We start from the raw sequence: 17,099 nt of genomic DNA on the forward strand, positions 1-17,099 counted from the left end.
ATGACAGTCCTGCATAGTATATAACCATTCGATCCCATATATTTTATTTGTGAACTGTTCTGAAATCGTCAGTTTTGTCTGAAGAGCCGGTCTACTGTGTCGATTCTGTGTGAAATAGTATGGTTCTCCTTAATGAGTCTCGTTCCTCTTCTCCGCTTTTCAAGGTAGCTCTCTGGGTCTGACAAGTACTGGTGTGCTTGGGAGGCAAACTCCTCCTTTGAGTTAAAGATCAAGCAATTATCATTAGTGAATCCTGCTCTGGCGAGGTCATTGGAGTATTGGGCGAAGAGCAGGGCTCCCGCAGCAGGAATTTCAAAATATTTACCGAATAGATACTGCCATTCGGGATCTAACGACCCCGCGGCAACCATACAGTCGAAGTTTCTGAGCCATTGGTAGTACTCATCATGTTCGAAAATACGGTTTTGATGGCCCGAGTTGTCATAATCGATAATATAGTCTTGTTGTCTACACCAATCCCTCATTTTATACACCTCTGATCCGGACGCACCAGTAAGGTGAATTTCTTCATTACCTCTGAACTGAACCTCTTCGGGGGACAGTACGAACTCCGAGGGAACTGCCCAGGGAAAGAACTCCAATCGATCCTCTTCTAACTGAGGCATCCAGTGAAAGAACGGGTCATAAACTGGAGAAAGAACGCGATCAACGTTATTCTGATGAATGTACTCGTAGAACCACTCAGGATCTGTGTTCGGGTCACTCGCAAATAAAAGGACGGTATGGTCCTCATCGAGATAATCCAGTGTTGGACCTTTATTATTTCGTGCGCCGAAGGCAAAAATATTGTCAAGTTCTTCTGCTTTTCGCTCGTAGAGTCGCTGTGTGGTAATAATGATTGGGTCAAACCGATCGATGAATTGGTTGATGAAATACGGATACTCAGCAACCGTCCACTCTCCCCGCCGTTTCAGCCCCCAATTCAAAACTAGTCCATATCGAGAGGATTTGTCAACCTGGTTTTGTTCCATTATTTTATTTATGATGGTATCGTGGAAATTCGCATATTGACCATACAGCTCGGCGCGTACAAGGGACGGATCACGTAGGCCTCTCAGAATTTGACGAGGTGAGTACATTCTTGCTGAATTCTCTCCTCGCTAGCTCGTAAAGTTCTGTCGAAAGGGCCAGATAGCTACGACGGTAGATTTAAAGACAGAATAATCACAATTACAGATTTAAGCTAGCAATAGAGTATAAATAGTGCCAGAAAATAGGCTCAATAGTGCGTGAAATGCGAGGAAAATACAATCTCAATAACATGCTTGGTCTGGTCAAGAATCCGAGTAAAGTCCCCAATGCGTTTGGATACATTTGGGATGATCTTACTACTGTCGGACACAACAGCTTTGGGAGATTTTATTACAATCATCAATATAAGAATCGAGAAGTGGACATCATGCAGAAGGATTGGGACAATCTTCTCTTGCTGGATGCGTGTCGGTACGACATTTTGCAGTCTCTTGCCGACCGGGAAATAGAGAAGATTGTATCTGTCGGAGGACGGTCATCCGAATTCATTGAAGAAGCGATGAATGGCAAGGAATTATACGATACCGTCTATATCTCATCGAACCCCCACGTTGAAATGACGCTTGATGATGGTGTCTTTCACGATGTGATAAAAACCTATGGGGAAAGTTGGAAGAATCAGCGAACAAACGATCATACCAAATTCCACCCTGAGAACGTCTACAACATTGCAAAGGACAATATTGAATCGTATTCAGATAAGTATATTGTAGTTCATTTTATGCAACCACACGGTCCGTATTTTGGTGAGAAGGCCAAACACCTGAGACAGGAGTTGGCCAGTGAATACAATATCAGATTCACCCGGTTACCAGATACGGAGGAGAACGGAAAAAAACAATATGCAGACCTGATGTATGCTGCAAAGGATGGCTACCTATCTGCAGCGCAGATACATGAGGTATACATTGAGAACCTAAAACTCGTACTAGAATATGCCGAGAAGTTAGCTAACGAGCTCAATGGGAAGACAGTCATCTCATCTGATCATGGTGAGAACTTAGGCAATCCGGGCGGGGTTTTTTCACCAAAGTACGGACACAATGGGTATTCACCTGAGGTCAGATTTGTCCCATGGATGGAGTTTGAATATGAACAGCGAAAAAGTGTAACCAGTGAGACACCGGTCGAATCGGAATCCGTTGATGACGAAACAGTTAGAGAGCAACTGGAACATTTAGGATACTTATAGTCTAATACTGGCTATTGGATGTGCCTTTCAGGATTTGCATAATACTCTGTGGTCCTGATGAAAACCTAATAAGAGTCATAGGATTGTTCCAATATCGATCTAATCGTAGACATATCCTAAATCAGCTAGTCGATCAGATACGTCAGACTCAATCCCATTATCATTTGGTCGGATCTCACCAGTTTCTATTTCTCGCCGAGGTTCTTTCTCTTTTTCTAGCCAGGGTACTGTAACTAAAGATTTTAAAAATGTCCCACCAGGGTGTCCATAGATTCCAAATCTACCAAATGTATTTCCATGATCTGACGTGATTACTGATTTTCCATTCATTCCATTTAGAAGCTTTTTAACCTCCGGGATAACTAATTCAAGGTTTTCACGATAAGCCTTCCAAACTGTCTCCTGCTCTACGATACCCTTCTCAAGTTGATCCCAAACTGATTCTACTTCTCTCTCGTTTTTTATCACTCCATCCCCTGTTAGAGTCCCATGTTCAATCTGCTGTCCCGTTTCACCAATGAATGGGTAGTGTGGTTGAACATAATGAATTATCAAACGTTTTTGTGGATACTGCTTGTGTGCCCTAAGTGCCCGTTCAGTTACGTCGTCAGGAAGGACTGTGTGTAGTTCATTATCCCAACTACCTTCCCAAAGTCTGATACAATCGTGAAATTGCTCCCCAACTTCGTGTCGTTGCACTTGTGGGTTCGCAGAAATATACACTGTATCTGGAAATTCATTATCGGAAAAATTATACTGGAGGAATCCACTTGTGCTCGAATCGCTGGAGATAACAGATCGTAGTTCTCCTTCTATGGTATTGACCTGCTTAAATAGATCATACCTGCAGGCATCGAGAATGATTAGATTATCCCAGTCCTTTTCCATTACTTTAATCCCAGTCCGACCCCGGATTTTCCTATTATAGAGCCGATTTAATTCCAAAACTGCTTTTCGGGGTTTACGTAATCCAGAGAGGATTTCTCGTGAGGAATACATTATTCTTCTACTCAGTTTCGGTATTGTGGGTCTCCTCTATTAAAGTCTCGAGTCGTCGTTCAATCCTATCAGTGATTTTTTCAATACTATGGTTATTTATTCCGTATTCACGGGCATTCATACTAATCTGTCCGCAGTATTCTGGATCTTCAATCATTTGAGTGATTGTTTCTTTTGCTTCTTTAATTGATTTGCAGCGAACACCAATGGTATTATTTTTAATTGCCGAGTCAGGATCCGTACTAAAGCTAACTACTGGTGTCCTGTGGAGCCATGATTGAATGAACGTATTTGGGAACCCCTCTGAACCACCCGTATGAACATATACAGATGCTTTTTTGAAGTATTCATTGCTTTCCTGGACTCCGCAACCCCCAAGATACTCTAGTTTCTCGTGTTGGTCCGCTTTCTGTTGAACATACTCATGTACCTCTTCGTTTACTGGTCGTCCTACGATCCAGAACTGGCAGGAAAGGTCTTCCGTTGCTTCGAACAGACGGATGAATGTTTCTGGATTCTTTACTCTCTTGAGACTTGATAGCCAGAGCACTACTGGTGGAGTCTCCTTCTTGAAGTCGGGATCAGGAACCGGATGCCCGTTTCCAATGAGAGTACTCTGAAGATCATGGTTTTCTTCAAGTAATGCTTGTTGCTGGCGTGTCTGAGTAAATATCACGTCCGGGACTCGGAGAAGATATCGATATATTGCGTATCGTCCCATACTAACGAGATTTTGTAATAGCCCCTTTGACGGTTGATGGAGCCCCCCGGAGAACAATGGCTGGCACTGGATATCCCGTGAAATATTATATACAAATGTGGAATCCAGTTGCCGTTTGGCTCGCCAAAGAAGCGGAAGATCTAGTGCTAACCGGAAATAGTAGATATCGGCTCTGATGTCCTTGAGTGCTTCAAGTGCTTGAGTCTTGGTCGCATTCAAACGGTGGACCGTAATTCCCTCGTCCTCTATAGTTTCAACTCTATCCGATTGATATGCTACATAATGTGTCTCATGACCTCGTTTAGCGAGTTCTCTGCTTATAAGATAGGACTGATATTCTGCACCACCTGGTACATCTTTCGGATACTTACGTAAAACAGCACAGAACCTCATCTAATTATCTAGGATTGATTTATTTTGATTGGCCATATACCTTGTGATTCATCTTAGAAAGGGGGTTTGCCTTTCAAATATCGTAATTTATCCCTCATTCGCATTAGTAGCACTTGAACATTTACTGGAAGAGTCAGAAGAACACGTTTGATAGATTCTTCGAATAGCCTTCTTTTTGTTAAAATACCATCATTTGACTGAAGCCACCTTACCTGACCATTGACTACCTGTTTATACCCCCACTTCTGTAGAAAATATTTTTTGCTTTTTTCTAGTCTTTTCCTGTTTTTCCTAGATTTCATATATTCGTTATCACCACCTGGATTATGTTTAAATATTACATTTGGATTTACCGCAAATTCCCAGTTCGTGTTTTGCATATGACCCAAGAAGAAATCTGTGTGTTCCCAACCTATCTTATACTTTGGGTCCCAGCAATAATCCTCTAAACACTCTCGGCGGAATATAGCTACATTTTGAATAACATCGAACTCAACAAGCGGTGCATTTGCTACCTTTTTCACCTCTTTTTTCCCCCTAATGCCTCTAAAAATTATATTTCCTTGATCGTAGAGGTCGTAACAGTCGCTTCGAATCCTTTTTTCTTCCCAAAGAATCCCACCGACACCACCAAGATCAGACCGAATCTCGAGCTGATCACGAAGTTCAACTACATTTTTTGGCAACTCTATATCGCTATCTACGATCAGTAAATACTCCTCGTTAAGTTCATCAACTATTTGCTTTCGACTATTTCCTAGCCCAGAGTCGTATTCTATGTCAAGAACAGTTATATCGGTTTTAGAGAAGTTATTATATATTTCCCTCTTTTCTTCTGTCATATTTCCGTTATCAGCAATGATGACTCGATCAATTTGGTCCCCTTTTACCGAGTGAAGGAGGTTTTTTAATTTATTTGGGCGTTTGAAAACAGTCACTCCTAAGGCAAGCTCGCTCATCTAAGCAAATTCTTTGCTTATGGTCTATTGGGGTTTACGATGCGTCGTGGTCAGTAAGTTTTCTCAATATTTAATTATATTCATATATACAGATATGCGATTTTGTAGCGTGGTAAGATGGACTTCAAGCCATTCCTCGTCCTCGAGCAGAATTCTGACTTCGATACTTTCTGGTACCCTCGATTTCCTCTACTACTCTTCGAACAGGGGATTTCAAATACCACCAAAGCTTGGATCGAACTGAATTCTTTCAGTTACCGAACGCAACCGGCGATGTAACGGATCATCATCCCTCTGTCGCCGAGACGCTTGAAACAGATCTGAATGCGTGGTTAGAGTCCGGGGGACAACCAGTCGGGGAAGTAAACGATGCCGAATTTACTGACACGATGGAACAGCAACTCCGTGATCTCGGTAAAATTCAATAATATTATATGTATCCGAGATCTTCGAGCTGGCTTTTGACCTGTTCTGACTGTTCTCTGCTTCGTTTTTGTTCGAATTGGCGTCCAGTTGGTTCATGATTACTGTCATTCAGTGCGTATTCGATTCCATCTCGAACACTTTCTACTCCAGTGATCGGTTCAATTGTTTCTGGATGCGTGGTTGCAACCATCGCCTCATGGGTGTGAACACCGTCTTGGAGACCGTGGTCGCTTACAAGGATGAGTACATCATCGTCGGTAAGATCACCACGAAGTTCGCTAACGAACTGATCAAGCTCTTCGTACACTGCCATCTGCATACTTGGACGATCGAACGCTACATGTCCAATTAGATCCAGTCCACTCGTATATCCAAACACGAGCTCATACTCTTGACTCCGAAGAGCACGTCGGACACGAGCGATCCGGATCATTGCCATCTCCATACAAAGTTCGTAGAATGCTTCGGGATCGGACGAAACGTGTCCGGATTCGGTATTGAGATCGCGCTCGAAAAGATTACCGAGACTTCGCCGAAGTTGATGTTCTCGGTCTTCTGAATCTGGGTCAGTAACGTAGTTCGGGATTCCGATCGGAGAAGCGTCACGACCATCAAAGACCGTATCAATTCCATTTTCGCTATAATAGGATGATTCTACACGGAACGCATCCTGATCAGTATTGTTGAGGAGCCACGCACCGATACGAGTTTGAATTTCATCAGGAACTAAGATATTTGCGATCGAACTACCAACCCTAAGAAACGGATTTTCCCAGGCAACGCCGTCTTCAAGCTCTAGGCCGTGTTTTTTGGGCGGGAGTCCAGTGATAATTGTTGGCCAAAGCTCATGTGTACTCGGTTCTCCCGAAGCACTATTTATCGTATTGATCCGCTTGTGCCCTTCTAAGGTCAGACTCGGATGTTCATCTGGATCGACGAGGTCTGGATCAAGTGCATCGATCCCCAAAACAACGACTGTCATTAGTCCATTGTTATCGTTTTCGCGGTTAAGCGTTTTCTATTAAATAGTACGATCAAGAACAGTACAAAATATGGCGTATATCCAAAACTCATCTACTGTTTCAGCGGAGTTACGGCAAGAACTTGATTACTCACCCAATATTGGAGAGGATTTCTTGATACCGTTGTGTCGCTGCCTGAAAGCTATATTCTGATTTGGCTAGTTGTCTCCCATTCGCGCTCATTTTATGCCGATCATCTCTTGAATAGAAATCTTCTATTCGAGCAGCTATCGTTCTCGGGTTTCGGTTTGACATTCTCATCCCAGTTTCATCTTCACGGACGACATCTGGGATTCCCGAAACGGGTGTTGCGTAAACTGGTGTTCCACACGCGAAGGATTCCAATATAACTGTTGGAAGACCTTCTGTTGGTTGGGAAGGTAACACCAAAAGTCCAAATCGGCTTAAGACTTTAGGAACATCCTCTCGGTCAATCCATCCAGTCAGTTCTACCGCTCCAGAATTAATCTCGTCTGAAAGTTCCGCTTCCAGCCACTCCTTCAGGTCGCCATCACCTGCAAAAACAAACATTATATCGTCCGAGAGATGCTTCGCGACTTCGGCGAGTTCCCGAATTCCCTTTTCTTCGTCGAGTCGCCCAAGAAAACCGACTATCTGATTGCGCTCGTCATACGATATCCTTGGAGAAAATCGATCTGTGTCAATGTACCGTGCTCCATGTGGATACAGTTTCTCCTCAAACCGCTCAAGCTTTAGTTCCTTGGCCATTGATGGGGTATACGTGATGATAGCGTCGGCCAATCGGTAGCCAATCTCTTCTAAGAGCCGTATCGAACCGGCTAATCCTCGAGCAATAGCCGATGGAACGCGCTCTTCCCAGTGTAATCGTAGTGTGAGCGGGACATCTCCACGTGGCTCGAGCACAACAGTCTTTCCGGATGCCTTCGCCGCGAGAAGCGGGATGAGATACGCTGTTGTCCCGAAAAAGAGGACAATCGACTCATCCCGGCCCCAGATTTCACGTGCCATTCGAATCTGATTCTGGAGAAACCGGATAGCAGCAGTCGAAATCGAACTGCCGGTACCAACCATTGCGATGTCGATGACCTCATGATCGTCACGGATCGAGGAATCGTTCGGCAGGTTTGCGGTGAGCAGCGAGACAGTAGTGATTGCACCGAGAATTTCTACGAGGGTTTCTACATGCGACTGACTCGCACTGGATACGGGTTGTGTAACGACGCAGATATCATCGTCGTCGGGCATATCAGAGTCGATACACCGTCTCGGAGTCCGCGTCTTTAGTCGCGTTTCGCGCGTCGAATACCAGCGAGGCTTGCTCTACAACATGATCGAAATCGATCACACTGTGGTCAGTCAGTACCAGTACGCAGTCAGCGTCTTGCAGTCGGTTCCGAGTTAGTCCGACCGACTCATAGGTCGTCCCTTCTACATCGAATTGGGAGACGTGGGGGTCGTGGTACGCAAGATCGGCGTGACGCTCCTCAAGTAGTCCCATCACATCATAGGCCGGCGACTCTCGAACGTCCGAAACGTCCGGCTTGTATGCTACGCCAACAACGAGAATAGACGATTGGGATACTGCCAGCCCCTCCTGATTGAGAAGATCGGTTACACGACGGACGACGTGGAGGGGCATCTCACGGTTGATCCGATCTGCGAGGTCGATAAAGCGCGTCTGTATATCCTGTTGACCGGCTTTCCACGAGAGGTACAGCGGATCAATAGGAATGCAGTGGCCGCCGAGTCCCGGGCCCGGATAGAATGGCATGAACCCGTAGGGCTTCGTGGAGGCTGCTTCGACGACTTCCCAGACGTCGACGCCCAACTCGTGGGCAATCATCGCGACCTCGTTTATCATTCCGATGTTGACCGCCCGGAACGTGTTCTCGAGGAGTTTGACCAGCTCAGCTTCAGTCGACGACGTTACCCGAACAACATCGTCGAAGATCGGCTCGTACAGCGCCATTGCGTGGTCGCTGCAGTCGGCCGTCACGCCGCCGAGTACCTTTGGAATCTCGGTTAAGCGATAATCGTCCCGCCCGGGATCGATCCGTTCGGGAGAGAAGGCGACGTAGACGTCTTCACCGACTGACTTGCCGTTTTCTGCCAGCGTTGGTGCAACCAATTCCTCAGTTGCACCCGGATAGACGGTGCTCTCGAGGACGACAGTACAACCGTCTGGGAGGACATCGGCGAGCCGTTCGGTAGCGTCGGCGACGTAAGAGAGGTCAGGTTGGCCCGTCTTTCGCAGCGGGGTCGGGACACAAATCGAAACTCCGTCTACGTCGGCAAGATCCTCGTAATCGGTTGTTGGATGAAACCGATCATTGACGACGGATTGGACTTCGTCGTCCGCAACGTCAGTAATATACGATTCGCCGCGTTTGAGCGCCGTAATTCGGTCTTGATCGACGTCGACACCGACGACATCGTATCCGGAGCGAGCAAAAGCCAGCGCGAGCGGAAGCCCGACGTAACCGAGTCCGACGACGCCGACTCGAGTGGTAGACCGCATTACCACCTGATTATGAAATGATTACCTTAACCCCACCGGTTACATAATCAGCAACTTATCAGGACATTACCGAACTGTAGCAATACCGTAGAGATACCCAAGGCCGACAGTTCCAGTCAAGAGGAAAAGCATGAGCAACTGTGAAGCCTGTTCGACCGACGGGTTCCGAACGAGTTTGCGAAGTCGATCAGGGACGAACTCGAGGAGTAACTGGCTGAGGAACTCGTTTTTGTCGCCTGACGCGTCCGGAGCAAGTTTCGCGAGCACGCGCTTAGAGTACCCCTGCATGAACGCGCGGTTGAGAAGCCACGTGAGCTGCGTCCGGTAGTCGAAGACCTTGTGCTCGACGATAGCGTCCGGATGGTAGATAACACCCTGATTGTACTGGCGGCGCAGCCGCGCCCCGATTTCGCTCTCGTGGGCCTGCATTTCCTTCTCGCCCTTTCGACCGACGTTCGGATCGAATCCACCTAGATCAAGGAAGACCTCACGCTTGAACGAGAGGTTCGATCCGAACGTATTCCGGACTTCCTCGCCGGGTTCGGCGAACCCTCTATGGGTGACTCCAATAAGCCAGTAGAACTCTTCAGGCAGAAATTTGGGCCGACCCGCAACCCAGTCAGGGGCCATCCGACCGCCGACGGCTAACGCGTCGGTTTCGTCGTAGACATCGACGAGCTCTTCGATCCAGGTGGGGTGTGCAGTCGCATCGTCGTCGATAAACGCAACGACGTCGCCGGAGGCGATTTCACCGCCCTTCGTTCGGCTATACGAGATGCCCTGGTTTTCGTCGTTACAGTGCAGGACGACGTTCTCGTGATCACCGTATCGATCACGAACGCGTTCGAAGACGCGTTCGTTTCCGTCGATGACGAGAACGATCTCGATCGGTTCGTACGTTTGCTCGAGAATACTATCAACCGCCTCGTAGAACGCATCGAGGCGCTCCATGGAGTACGTACATACGACGACCGATACTTCCATTGGAGTCGGATTCTAGTCGTCTCCGAATAAGGTTTGCGTATCTCGAGAACCAGTACTCAGCCCAATACTGCCGCGGAGTTTTAATCGGATGTTCGTATGTCGGCAAGGCGTTCCCAGATCTCCGTACAGCCACATCCGTCGTCAACGTCTGCGAGATGTTCAGCGTGCTGCGTGGTGTCGTCATCAGCCTGATTTTCTGAACCCATGGTACTCAGTTTCTGAGTAACCGCCTCACCAAATCAATCCCCAGGAGAAACAGTGTTTTGTGAAATATATACGGGTCAGATTACAGGTGGTATCGAGAGACAAGCTCGACGTAGGATAGAATTACCATCCTCGATAGCACATCGGTCGACATAACGGGATTTGGTAATCACCTCGTACTACCTAAAAGAAATAGACGGTTGAAAGATAACCACTACGTACCGATCTGAACGAACGCAGCCTCTTTTTTCACTTACTCACGACCTGAGTCACTATGACTATACTCGTGACGGGCGCTGATGGCTACCTCGGCTGGCCGACTGCACTTCGGATCGCAGATCGCACGAAGGATCGAGTCGTCCTCGTCGATAACTTCGGCCGTCGGGAATGGGTCGAGTCCGTCGGCTCGACGAGCGCCGTTCCAGTCGCCGAGATGAACGAGCGACTCGAGGCCGCCGAAGAAGTCCACGGCTGCACGAACCTCTCGTTCATCGAAGCCGACCTCACCGACAAAGACCCTGTCGACCAGCTGCTTACGGTCCACGAGCCGGAAACGATCGTCCACACCGCCGCACAGCCCTCCGCACCCTACTCACAAATCAACGGCGAGCGCGCGAACTTCACGCAGCACAATAACCTGCAGGCGACGCGCAACCTGCTGTGGGGACTCGAGGAGCACGACCTGACCGACACGCACTTCATCGAGACGACGACGACCGGCGTCTACGGCGCGCCCGAGTTCCCGATCCCCGAAGGCGGCGCAACGATGGAGAACCAGGGCGAGCGCGACGAGGTACCGTTCCCCGCGATGGCCGGCAGCTGGTACCACCTGACGAAGTCCCACGACGCGGCCAACATGCGCTTGGCCCACGACCAGTTCGATATCCCGGTCTCCGATGTTCGGACCGCAATCACCTACGGAACTGAAACCGAAGAGACGGCCGCAGATCCGCGACTGGCGACCAGGTTCGACTTCGACTACTACTTCGGCGTCGTCGCCCACCGATTCTGCGCGCAGGCCGTCGCCGGCTACCCGATGACCGTCTACGGGAAGGGCGAACAGCGCAAGCCGTTCATCGCCCTCGAGGACGCCGTGGAGGGGCTAGCCCGTCTGGCCCTCATCGATCCAGACGACCGGCCGGACGATCACGTCATCTACAACCAGGTGACCCGCGCGATCAGCATCGTCGAGATCGCGGAGACGATCGCCGACGTTTCCGACGAGTTCGGGCTCGACGTCGACGTCGAGCACTTCGAGAACCCGCGCGAGGAGGACGAGACCCACAAGATGGAGATCGAGAACGATCGGTACGCCGACCTGATCGACGGCCAGTCGACGACGTTCGAGGAGGGCGTCAGAGACGTGCTCGACACGCTGGTCGAGTATCAGGGTCGCGTCGAGGCGCACGAGGATCGATTCCTGCCGGACGTATTGGCCGACAGGGAAGCAGAATCGATCGCAACCGAGGGCTCGAGTTCCTCGAGCGACGAACCGCAGTCCGCCGACGTCGAGGCCGAGTAACATGCGCGTCCTCGTGACCGGCGGCTGCGGCTACATCGGAAGCGCGCTCGTCCCAAAGTTGCTCGCAGACGAGCGGGTCGACGAGGTCGTCGTCTTCGACTCCTTGGCGTCCGGATCGCCGGCGAATCTTCGGGGCTGTATCGGCGCCGGACTCGAGTTCCGCCGTGGTGACGTACGGAACTACGGCGACATCGAGAGCGCGATGCGGGGCGTCGACGGCGTCATCCATCTCGCAGCGATCACGGGGGCGGCCTCGACGCACGACCGTCGCGAGGAAACGTTCGCGGTCAACCGCGACGGGACGGCCAACGTCCTCACCGCCGCCGGCAAGCTCGACATCGAGTCGGTCGTCTTTGCGTCGTCGTGCAACAACTACGGGCGGACGGCCAGTACGAACATCGACGAGACGACCGAGCAGAATCCGCTCAACCCCTACGCGGAGTCGAAGGTCGAATCCGAGCAGTTGCTCGCCGACGCGATCGACGACTACGGCTTCGACGGCACGGCGCTGCGGATGAGCACGAACTACGGTTGGGCGCCCGGCATCCGGTTCAATCTAGTCGTGAACCACTTCGTCTTCCGCGGGCTGACCGAGCGGCCGCTGACGGTGTACGGCGACGGCACCAACTGGCGGCCGTTCATCCACGTCGAGGACGCGGCGCGGGCGTACGCCCACGCGCTCCTCGAGCCCGAGTCGTGGCCCCGGACGGTCTACAACGTCGGCGCAACCGAGGAGAACTACCGAATCGCCCACATCGCGTCGATCGTCCGCGACGAACTCGGCCTCGAGCGCGACCTCGACATCACCTTCCTCGAGGACGAACACCCGGGCCCGTCGTACCACGTGAACTTTGATCGACTCTCGGAGACGGGCTTCGAACCGGAGTGGACGCTCCGTGAGGGGATTCGAGATCTCGCGAAGCGACTGCAAGGTGATCGAACGAGCACGGCGATGCTCGAAGCGTAACCATGACGGAAGCAACGACCGATCGCGACGAGGCTGCGACGGACGACGAACCGACGATCGCGATCACCGGCGCGGCCGGTTACATCGGCAGTCGCGTCGTCCAGCAGTTGCAGACGACCCATCCCGACTGGAACCTTCGTGCGCTCGACAACTACTACCGCGGACAGGTCGAGTCCGTTGGCGAGACCGACATCGACCATGTCGATATTCGCGATCGACGGCGCCTCGAGGAAGCCTTCGAGGGCGCAGATATCGTCCTGCACCTCGCGGCGGTCAGCGGCGTCGACGACTGCGACGAGAACCCAGATCTGGCCTACGAGGTCAACGTCACGGGGACGAACAACGTCGCCTGGTTCTGCCGCAAGACCGGAGCGGGACTCGTCTTCCCGTTCAGTATGGCGGTGCTCGGCGACCCAGAACAGTTCCCGATCACCGCCGACCAGTCGCGGGACCCGTTCAACTGGTACGGGCGGACGAAGCTCCTCGGCGAACGGGCCATCGAGTCGTTTGCCGACGGCGCGTTCCCTGCACACCTGTTCCTGAAGTCGAACCTGTACGGCGATCACGCCGTCGACGGAACCGTCGTCTCGAAGCCAACCGTGATCAACTTCTTCGTCGAGCGAGCGACGGCGGGCGAACCGCTGACGGTGTACGAACCGGGGACCCAGTCCCGAAACTTCGTCCACGTCAAAGACGTCGCCAGGGCGTACGTCCGGAGCGCCGAACGGATGCTCACGCAGCTGTCGAACGGCGACACTGGAACGGAAACGTACGAGATCGCCGGGAACGAGGATCCCTCGGTAATGGCGGTCGCCGAGACGGTTCAGGACCTCGCCCGCGAGGAACTGGACGAAACGGTCGACGTTGAACTCATCGAAAACCCCCGAAGCGACGAGACGATGGTCGAGGACTTCGCCGTCGACACCTCGAAGGCCAACGAGGTCCTCGAGTGGGAGGCACGGCACACGGTCGAGGAATCGGTTCGGGACCTGTTACGACGGCGCGCATAACTATGGCCGGAACCGGACCGACCGACCTGCTCCAGCAGTTAGATCTCAAAGAGTACGAGGCGACGGCGCTCACGCACCTGTTGAGCGCCGGCCGGACCACTGCCCCGAATATCTCGGACGCGACTGACATCCCGCAGGCGCGGGTGTACGGCGTCCTCGAGTCGCTGGCCGACTACGGCTTCATCGAGGTGATCCCCGGCCGGCCGAAGCAGTACCAGCCGAAGGCGCCCGAGGAGATCCTCGAGCGAGCCAAGGAGAACAGGCGACAGCGATACGAAGATTACTGCGCCGAGATCGAGGACCTCCGCGGGGAGTTTCTCGAGGTGTTCGGACCGCGATACGAGAGAGCGGACAAGGATGTGACCCCGACGTCCGAACTGTTCCACGTCGTCGACGTGGGCCAGCCCAGCGAGACCGAAACGCGGCAACTCTACCGGAACGCGACGGACGGCGTCTACGTCATCACGAACAGCTTCGCGTACTTCGACGACATCGAGCCGGCCGTGGCAGCCGCGCTCGAGGAGGATATCCCCGTCTCGGTGCTCTTTCTCGATCCGCAGCACCTGCCGGCGGAGAAGGCGGCCGCGCAGGGGGAGATCGTCGACCGAATTGCGAGCAACTTTCCGGCCATCGAGTACCGCTTCAGCGAGGAGCGGCTTCCGTGGCGCGGGACGTTCGTCGATCCGAGTACGGACTATGACTCCGGAAAAGCGATCTTCCTCGTCGAAGAGACCGACGTGCCGAACCATCGGCGACAGGCGGCGATCACCGAAAACGGCTCGTTCGTCGCGGGAATGAAGCGCTACTTCGATCTTATCTGGGAGTACGAGAGCCTCGAGACGCGGCCCGAGCCGTAGTCGTTATTCTCCGTCGTTACTCTCGTCTTCGTCACCGTGCTGCTCAGGATCCGAATTCCCGGACAAGCGCGCTTCGGCTTTGTCCCGGTCCTCGGGATAGCCGACGTCGACGCGCCACCCGTCCATCCGGATCGCGTCGATCGTCCGGCCGGACTGGATCAGCAGATCGATCGCGTCCGGGAGTTCGTACTCGCCGCGGTCGCTCGGCTGAACGAGGTGACAGGCATGGAAGATTGCCGGCGTGAACGTATAGAAACCGGTCATGACGAGATTCGACGGCGGATCGTCGGGTTTCTCCATCACTTCGACGATCTCGCCGTACTCGTTGGTGTCGAGCACGCCGTACCGAGAGGCTTCCTCGTAGGGGACCTCCTCGACGAGGAAGGCCGCATCCGCACGATCCTCCCGCTGACGATTAACGACATCACCAAGATTGGCGCGAAAGATGTTGTCGCCGAGCATCAGCATGAAATCGTCGTCGATGTACGGCTCCGTTTGGAGGATGGCGTGGGCAAGTCCCAACTGCTCGCGCTGGTGGGCGTAGGTGATCGGGACGCCCTCGTACTCGTCGCCGTAGTGCTCGATGATCTGTTCTTTCTGGTAGCCGACGACGACGATGAACTCCGTCGCGCCAATCTCGAGGAGGTTGTCGAAGACGTCTTCGATGAGCGGCGTCCCGTCGACTTCGACGAGCGCCTTCGGTTTGTCGTCGGTGAGGGGCTGAAGGCGAGTCCCTTTGCCGGCGGCGAGAACGACGGCTTGCATACCGCGTACTACCAGCGCCGGCCCGATGAATCACGGGGCCGATTCGCAGCCTACGAGCCACCGTACTCGACCGGCAGGTTGCGCACGACCGTCGTCCGGAAGCGGCCCGAGACGAGGAACAGCGCCGCGAAGTACGTGCCCGCACCGACGCCGACCAGCCCGACAGTCACCGGGATGCTCGGCTCGAGGTACAGCCGGCCGGAGCCGACGACGACGGCCATCGGAACCGTGGCCAGCACCTGCATCGCGACCGCCCGGAGCGGGAACGAGACGGAGATGAACCGCGAGAGAACCCAGTAGCCGATCGAGACCGTCACCAGCGCGGAAACTGCCGTTGCGACGGCGGCGCCGCGCCATCCGTACGCGGCGACGAGCGCGAAATTGAGGCTGATATTCGTGACGAAAAAGAGGCCGTTGATCCGGAAGGCGAGATCCGGTCTGTCGAGGCCGTTGAGCGCGTTGAGGAACTGTTCGCCGTACGCGTAGGCGAGCCGAGATGCGACGAGGATCACGAGTACGGTGTGACCGGCACTGAACTCAGGCCCGTAGACCCGCAGGACGAAATCGCCGATGAGGAGACAGCCGACCAGCCCCGGAATGAGGAACAGGCCGGCGTATGCGAAGGCGTCGTCGAGCAAGGCGACGATCCGGTCCTGATCGCCGTCCTCGGCGACGCTGCTGATCTCGGGAAACACCGTCTGCTGGATCGCGAGACTAAAGACCGCGAGCAGCGACGCGAGGTTCCAGGCGATCTCGTAGATACCGATGAGATCGGAGGCGACGAAGACCCCGAGTACGAGCGTGTCCATCGAGGAAAAGGTTCGCGAACTCAGCCGCCCGAGCCACGAGTAGCGGGCGTAATCGAACACGCTCCAGAGGTGGCGTCGCTCGGGACGTTGCCACCTCCAGGTGACGAAGATCGCGCCGACGAGCCCCGCGATGATACTCGCGACCGCGTAGCCGGCCAGCAGCCCGAATAGTCCGAATCCGAGCACGGCGGCGCCGATCTGGAGCGCGCTTCGCGAAAGCATGTCCACCGGACTGAGCGCGCCGGAGATGTGGACGCGGTGCTGTCCCTGCAGCGCACCCGAGACGAACATCAGCAGGAGCGTCGCGAAGAGAACGCCCACCATCGGTATCGCCACGGGTTGGCCGATGTACCCGTTGACGAGATCGCGAGCGAGGACGAGGGCGAGGGCCAGCACCGCGAAGATTCCGAGGAACAACCCCGTTCCGGCGGTGATGTAGGCACCGGGTTCGTCACCCTCGCTCAGTCGCTTCGTCAGCGCCGACTGGACGCCGCCGAAGGCGATCACCTTCAGCCAGACCACGACCGCCACGACGAGGAAGTACGTTCCCAATACGCCCGGTCCGAGCGTGCGAGCGAGGTATATCGTCGCGATGAAGCCGAAGACGGACGACGCGATCTGAGACGCGAACGTGACGAACGAGATCTGGCCGAGTTTCATACTCTGGTCTCGAGGCGAGCGGCTTCCGACCGATGTCCGAACTCGGTTCTCAGTCG

The 17,099-nt window shown here is 53.2% G+C and carries 15 protein-coding genes; 5 read left to right on the forward strand and 10 right to left on the reverse strand.

What is annotated here, in order from left to right; translation table 11 throughout:
• Nucleotides 1–68: 68 nt before the first annotated feature.
• Nucleotides 69–992: a glycosyltransferase family protein gene (locus ATJ93_RS05130; protein ID WP_170155518.1), complete on the reverse strand. Its 924-nt coding sequence runs from the start codon at nt 990–992 to the stop codon at nt 69–71.
• Between the two features lie 428 nt (nt 993–1,420).
• On the opposite strand from ATJ93_RS05130, the gene ATJ93_RS05135 reads away from it, so the two are divergent.
• Nucleotides 1,421–2,245 carry an alkaline phosphatase family protein gene (locus tag ATJ93_RS05135; protein ID WP_147376628.1) on the forward strand — a complete coding sequence of 275 codons (825 nt, stop codon included), beginning with the start codon at nt 1,421–1,423 and terminating at the stop codon, nt 2,243–2,245.
• A gap of 99 nt (nt 2,246–2,344) precedes the next feature.
• Here ATJ93_RS05135 and ATJ93_RS23230 read toward each other — a convergent pair whose 3' ends face one another.
• The 7 genes from ATJ93_RS23230 to aglG all read right to left on the reverse strand — a co-directional run bounded on the left by ATJ93_RS23230 (nt 2,345) and on the right by aglG (nt 10,249).
• The gene (locus tag ATJ93_RS23230; protein WP_147376629.1) at nt 2,345–3,133 is read right to left on the reverse strand and encodes a hypothetical protein; all 789 of its coding nucleotides are present in this window, start codon (nt 3,131–3,133) and stop codon (nt 2,345–2,347) included.
• A gap of 118 nt (nt 3,134–3,251) precedes the next feature.
• The gene (locus ATJ93_RS24440; RefSeq protein ID WP_120243520.1) at nt 3,252–4,358 is read right to left on the reverse strand and encodes a glycosyltransferase family 4 protein; all 1,107 of its coding nucleotides are present in this window, start codon (nt 4,356–4,358) and stop codon (nt 3,252–3,254) included.
• 53 nt (nt 4,359–4,411) lie between these two features.
• Nucleotides 4,412–5,317, reverse strand: coding sequence for a glycosyltransferase family 2 protein (locus tag ATJ93_RS05145; RefSeq protein ID WP_120243521.1), 906 nt, complete (start codon nt 5,315–5,317; stop codon nt 4,412–4,414).
• A 430-nt stretch (nt 5,318–5,747) separates the two neighbouring features.
• Nucleotides 5,748–6,725 (reverse strand): alkaline phosphatase family protein, encoded by a 978-nt coding sequence (locus ATJ93_RS05150; protein ID WP_120243522.1) that lies wholly within the window; start codon nt 6,723–6,725, stop codon nt 5,748–5,750.
• Between the two features lie 130 nt (nt 6,726–6,855).
• Nucleotides 6,856–7,992, reverse strand: coding sequence for a glycosyltransferase family 4 protein (locus ATJ93_RS05155; RefSeq protein ID WP_120243523.1), 1,137 nt, complete (start codon nt 7,990–7,992; stop codon nt 6,856–6,858).
• 1 nt (nt 7,993) lies between these two features.
• A complete protein-coding gene (locus tag ATJ93_RS05160; RefSeq protein ID WP_120243524.1) occupies nt 7,994–9,265 on the reverse strand; it encodes a nucleotide sugar dehydrogenase in 1,272 nt (423 codons plus the stop codon).
• A gap of 66 nt (nt 9,266–9,331) precedes the next feature.
• Nucleotides 9,332–10,249, reverse strand: a complete 918-nt coding sequence (gene aglG, locus ATJ93_RS05165; RefSeq protein WP_120243525.1) for a glucosyl-dolichyl phosphate glucuronosyltransferase — start codon at nt 10,247–10,249, stop codon at nt 9,332–9,334.
• Nucleotides 10,250–10,727: 478 nt separating this feature from the next.
• Here aglG and ATJ93_RS05170 point away from each other — a divergent pair, with 478 nt between their 5' ends.
• The 4 genes from ATJ93_RS05170 to ATJ93_RS05185 are packed head-to-tail and all read left to right on the forward strand — an operon-like array spanning nt 10,728 to nt 14,809.
• Nucleotides 10,728–11,975, forward strand: coding sequence for an NAD-dependent epimerase/dehydratase family protein (locus ATJ93_RS05170; protein ID WP_120243526.1), 1,248 nt, complete (start codon nt 10,728–10,730; stop codon nt 11,973–11,975).
• Between the two features lies 1 nt (nt 11,976).
• Nucleotides 11,977–12,942 (forward strand): NAD-dependent epimerase/dehydratase family protein, encoded by a 966-nt coding sequence (locus ATJ93_RS05175; RefSeq protein WP_120243527.1) that lies wholly within the window; start codon nt 11,977–11,979, stop codon nt 12,940–12,942.
• Between the two features lie 2 nt (nt 12,943–12,944).
• A complete protein-coding gene (locus ATJ93_RS05180; protein ID WP_120243528.1) occupies nt 12,945–13,952 on the forward strand; it encodes an NAD-dependent epimerase/dehydratase family protein in 1,008 nt (335 codons plus the stop codon).
• Nucleotides 13,953–13,954: 2 nt separating this feature from the next.
• Nucleotides 13,955–14,809 (forward strand): TrmB family transcriptional regulator, encoded by an 855-nt coding sequence (locus tag ATJ93_RS05185; protein WP_120243529.1) that lies wholly within the window; start codon nt 13,955–13,957, stop codon nt 14,807–14,809.
• 3 nt (nt 14,810–14,812) lie between these two features.
• Here ATJ93_RS05185 and aglF read toward each other — a convergent pair whose 3' ends face one another.
• Entirely contained in the window at nt 14,813–15,574 is a 762-nt protein-coding gene (gene aglF / locus ATJ93_RS05190; protein WP_120243530.1) for a UTP--glucose-1-phosphate uridylyltransferase AglF, read from the reverse strand.
• Between the two features lie 50 nt (nt 15,575–15,624).
• Entirely contained in the window at nt 15,625–17,043 is a 1,419-nt protein-coding gene (locus ATJ93_RS05195; RefSeq protein ID WP_120243531.1) for an oligosaccharide flippase family protein, read from the reverse strand.
• Nucleotides 17,044–17,099 lie beyond the last annotated feature (56 nt).

The sequence above is a fragment of the Halopiger aswanensis genome (assembly GCF_003610195.1).
GTDB classification, from domain to species: Archaea; Halobacteriota; Halobacteria; order Halobacteriales; family Natrialbaceae; genus Halopiger; species Halopiger aswanensis.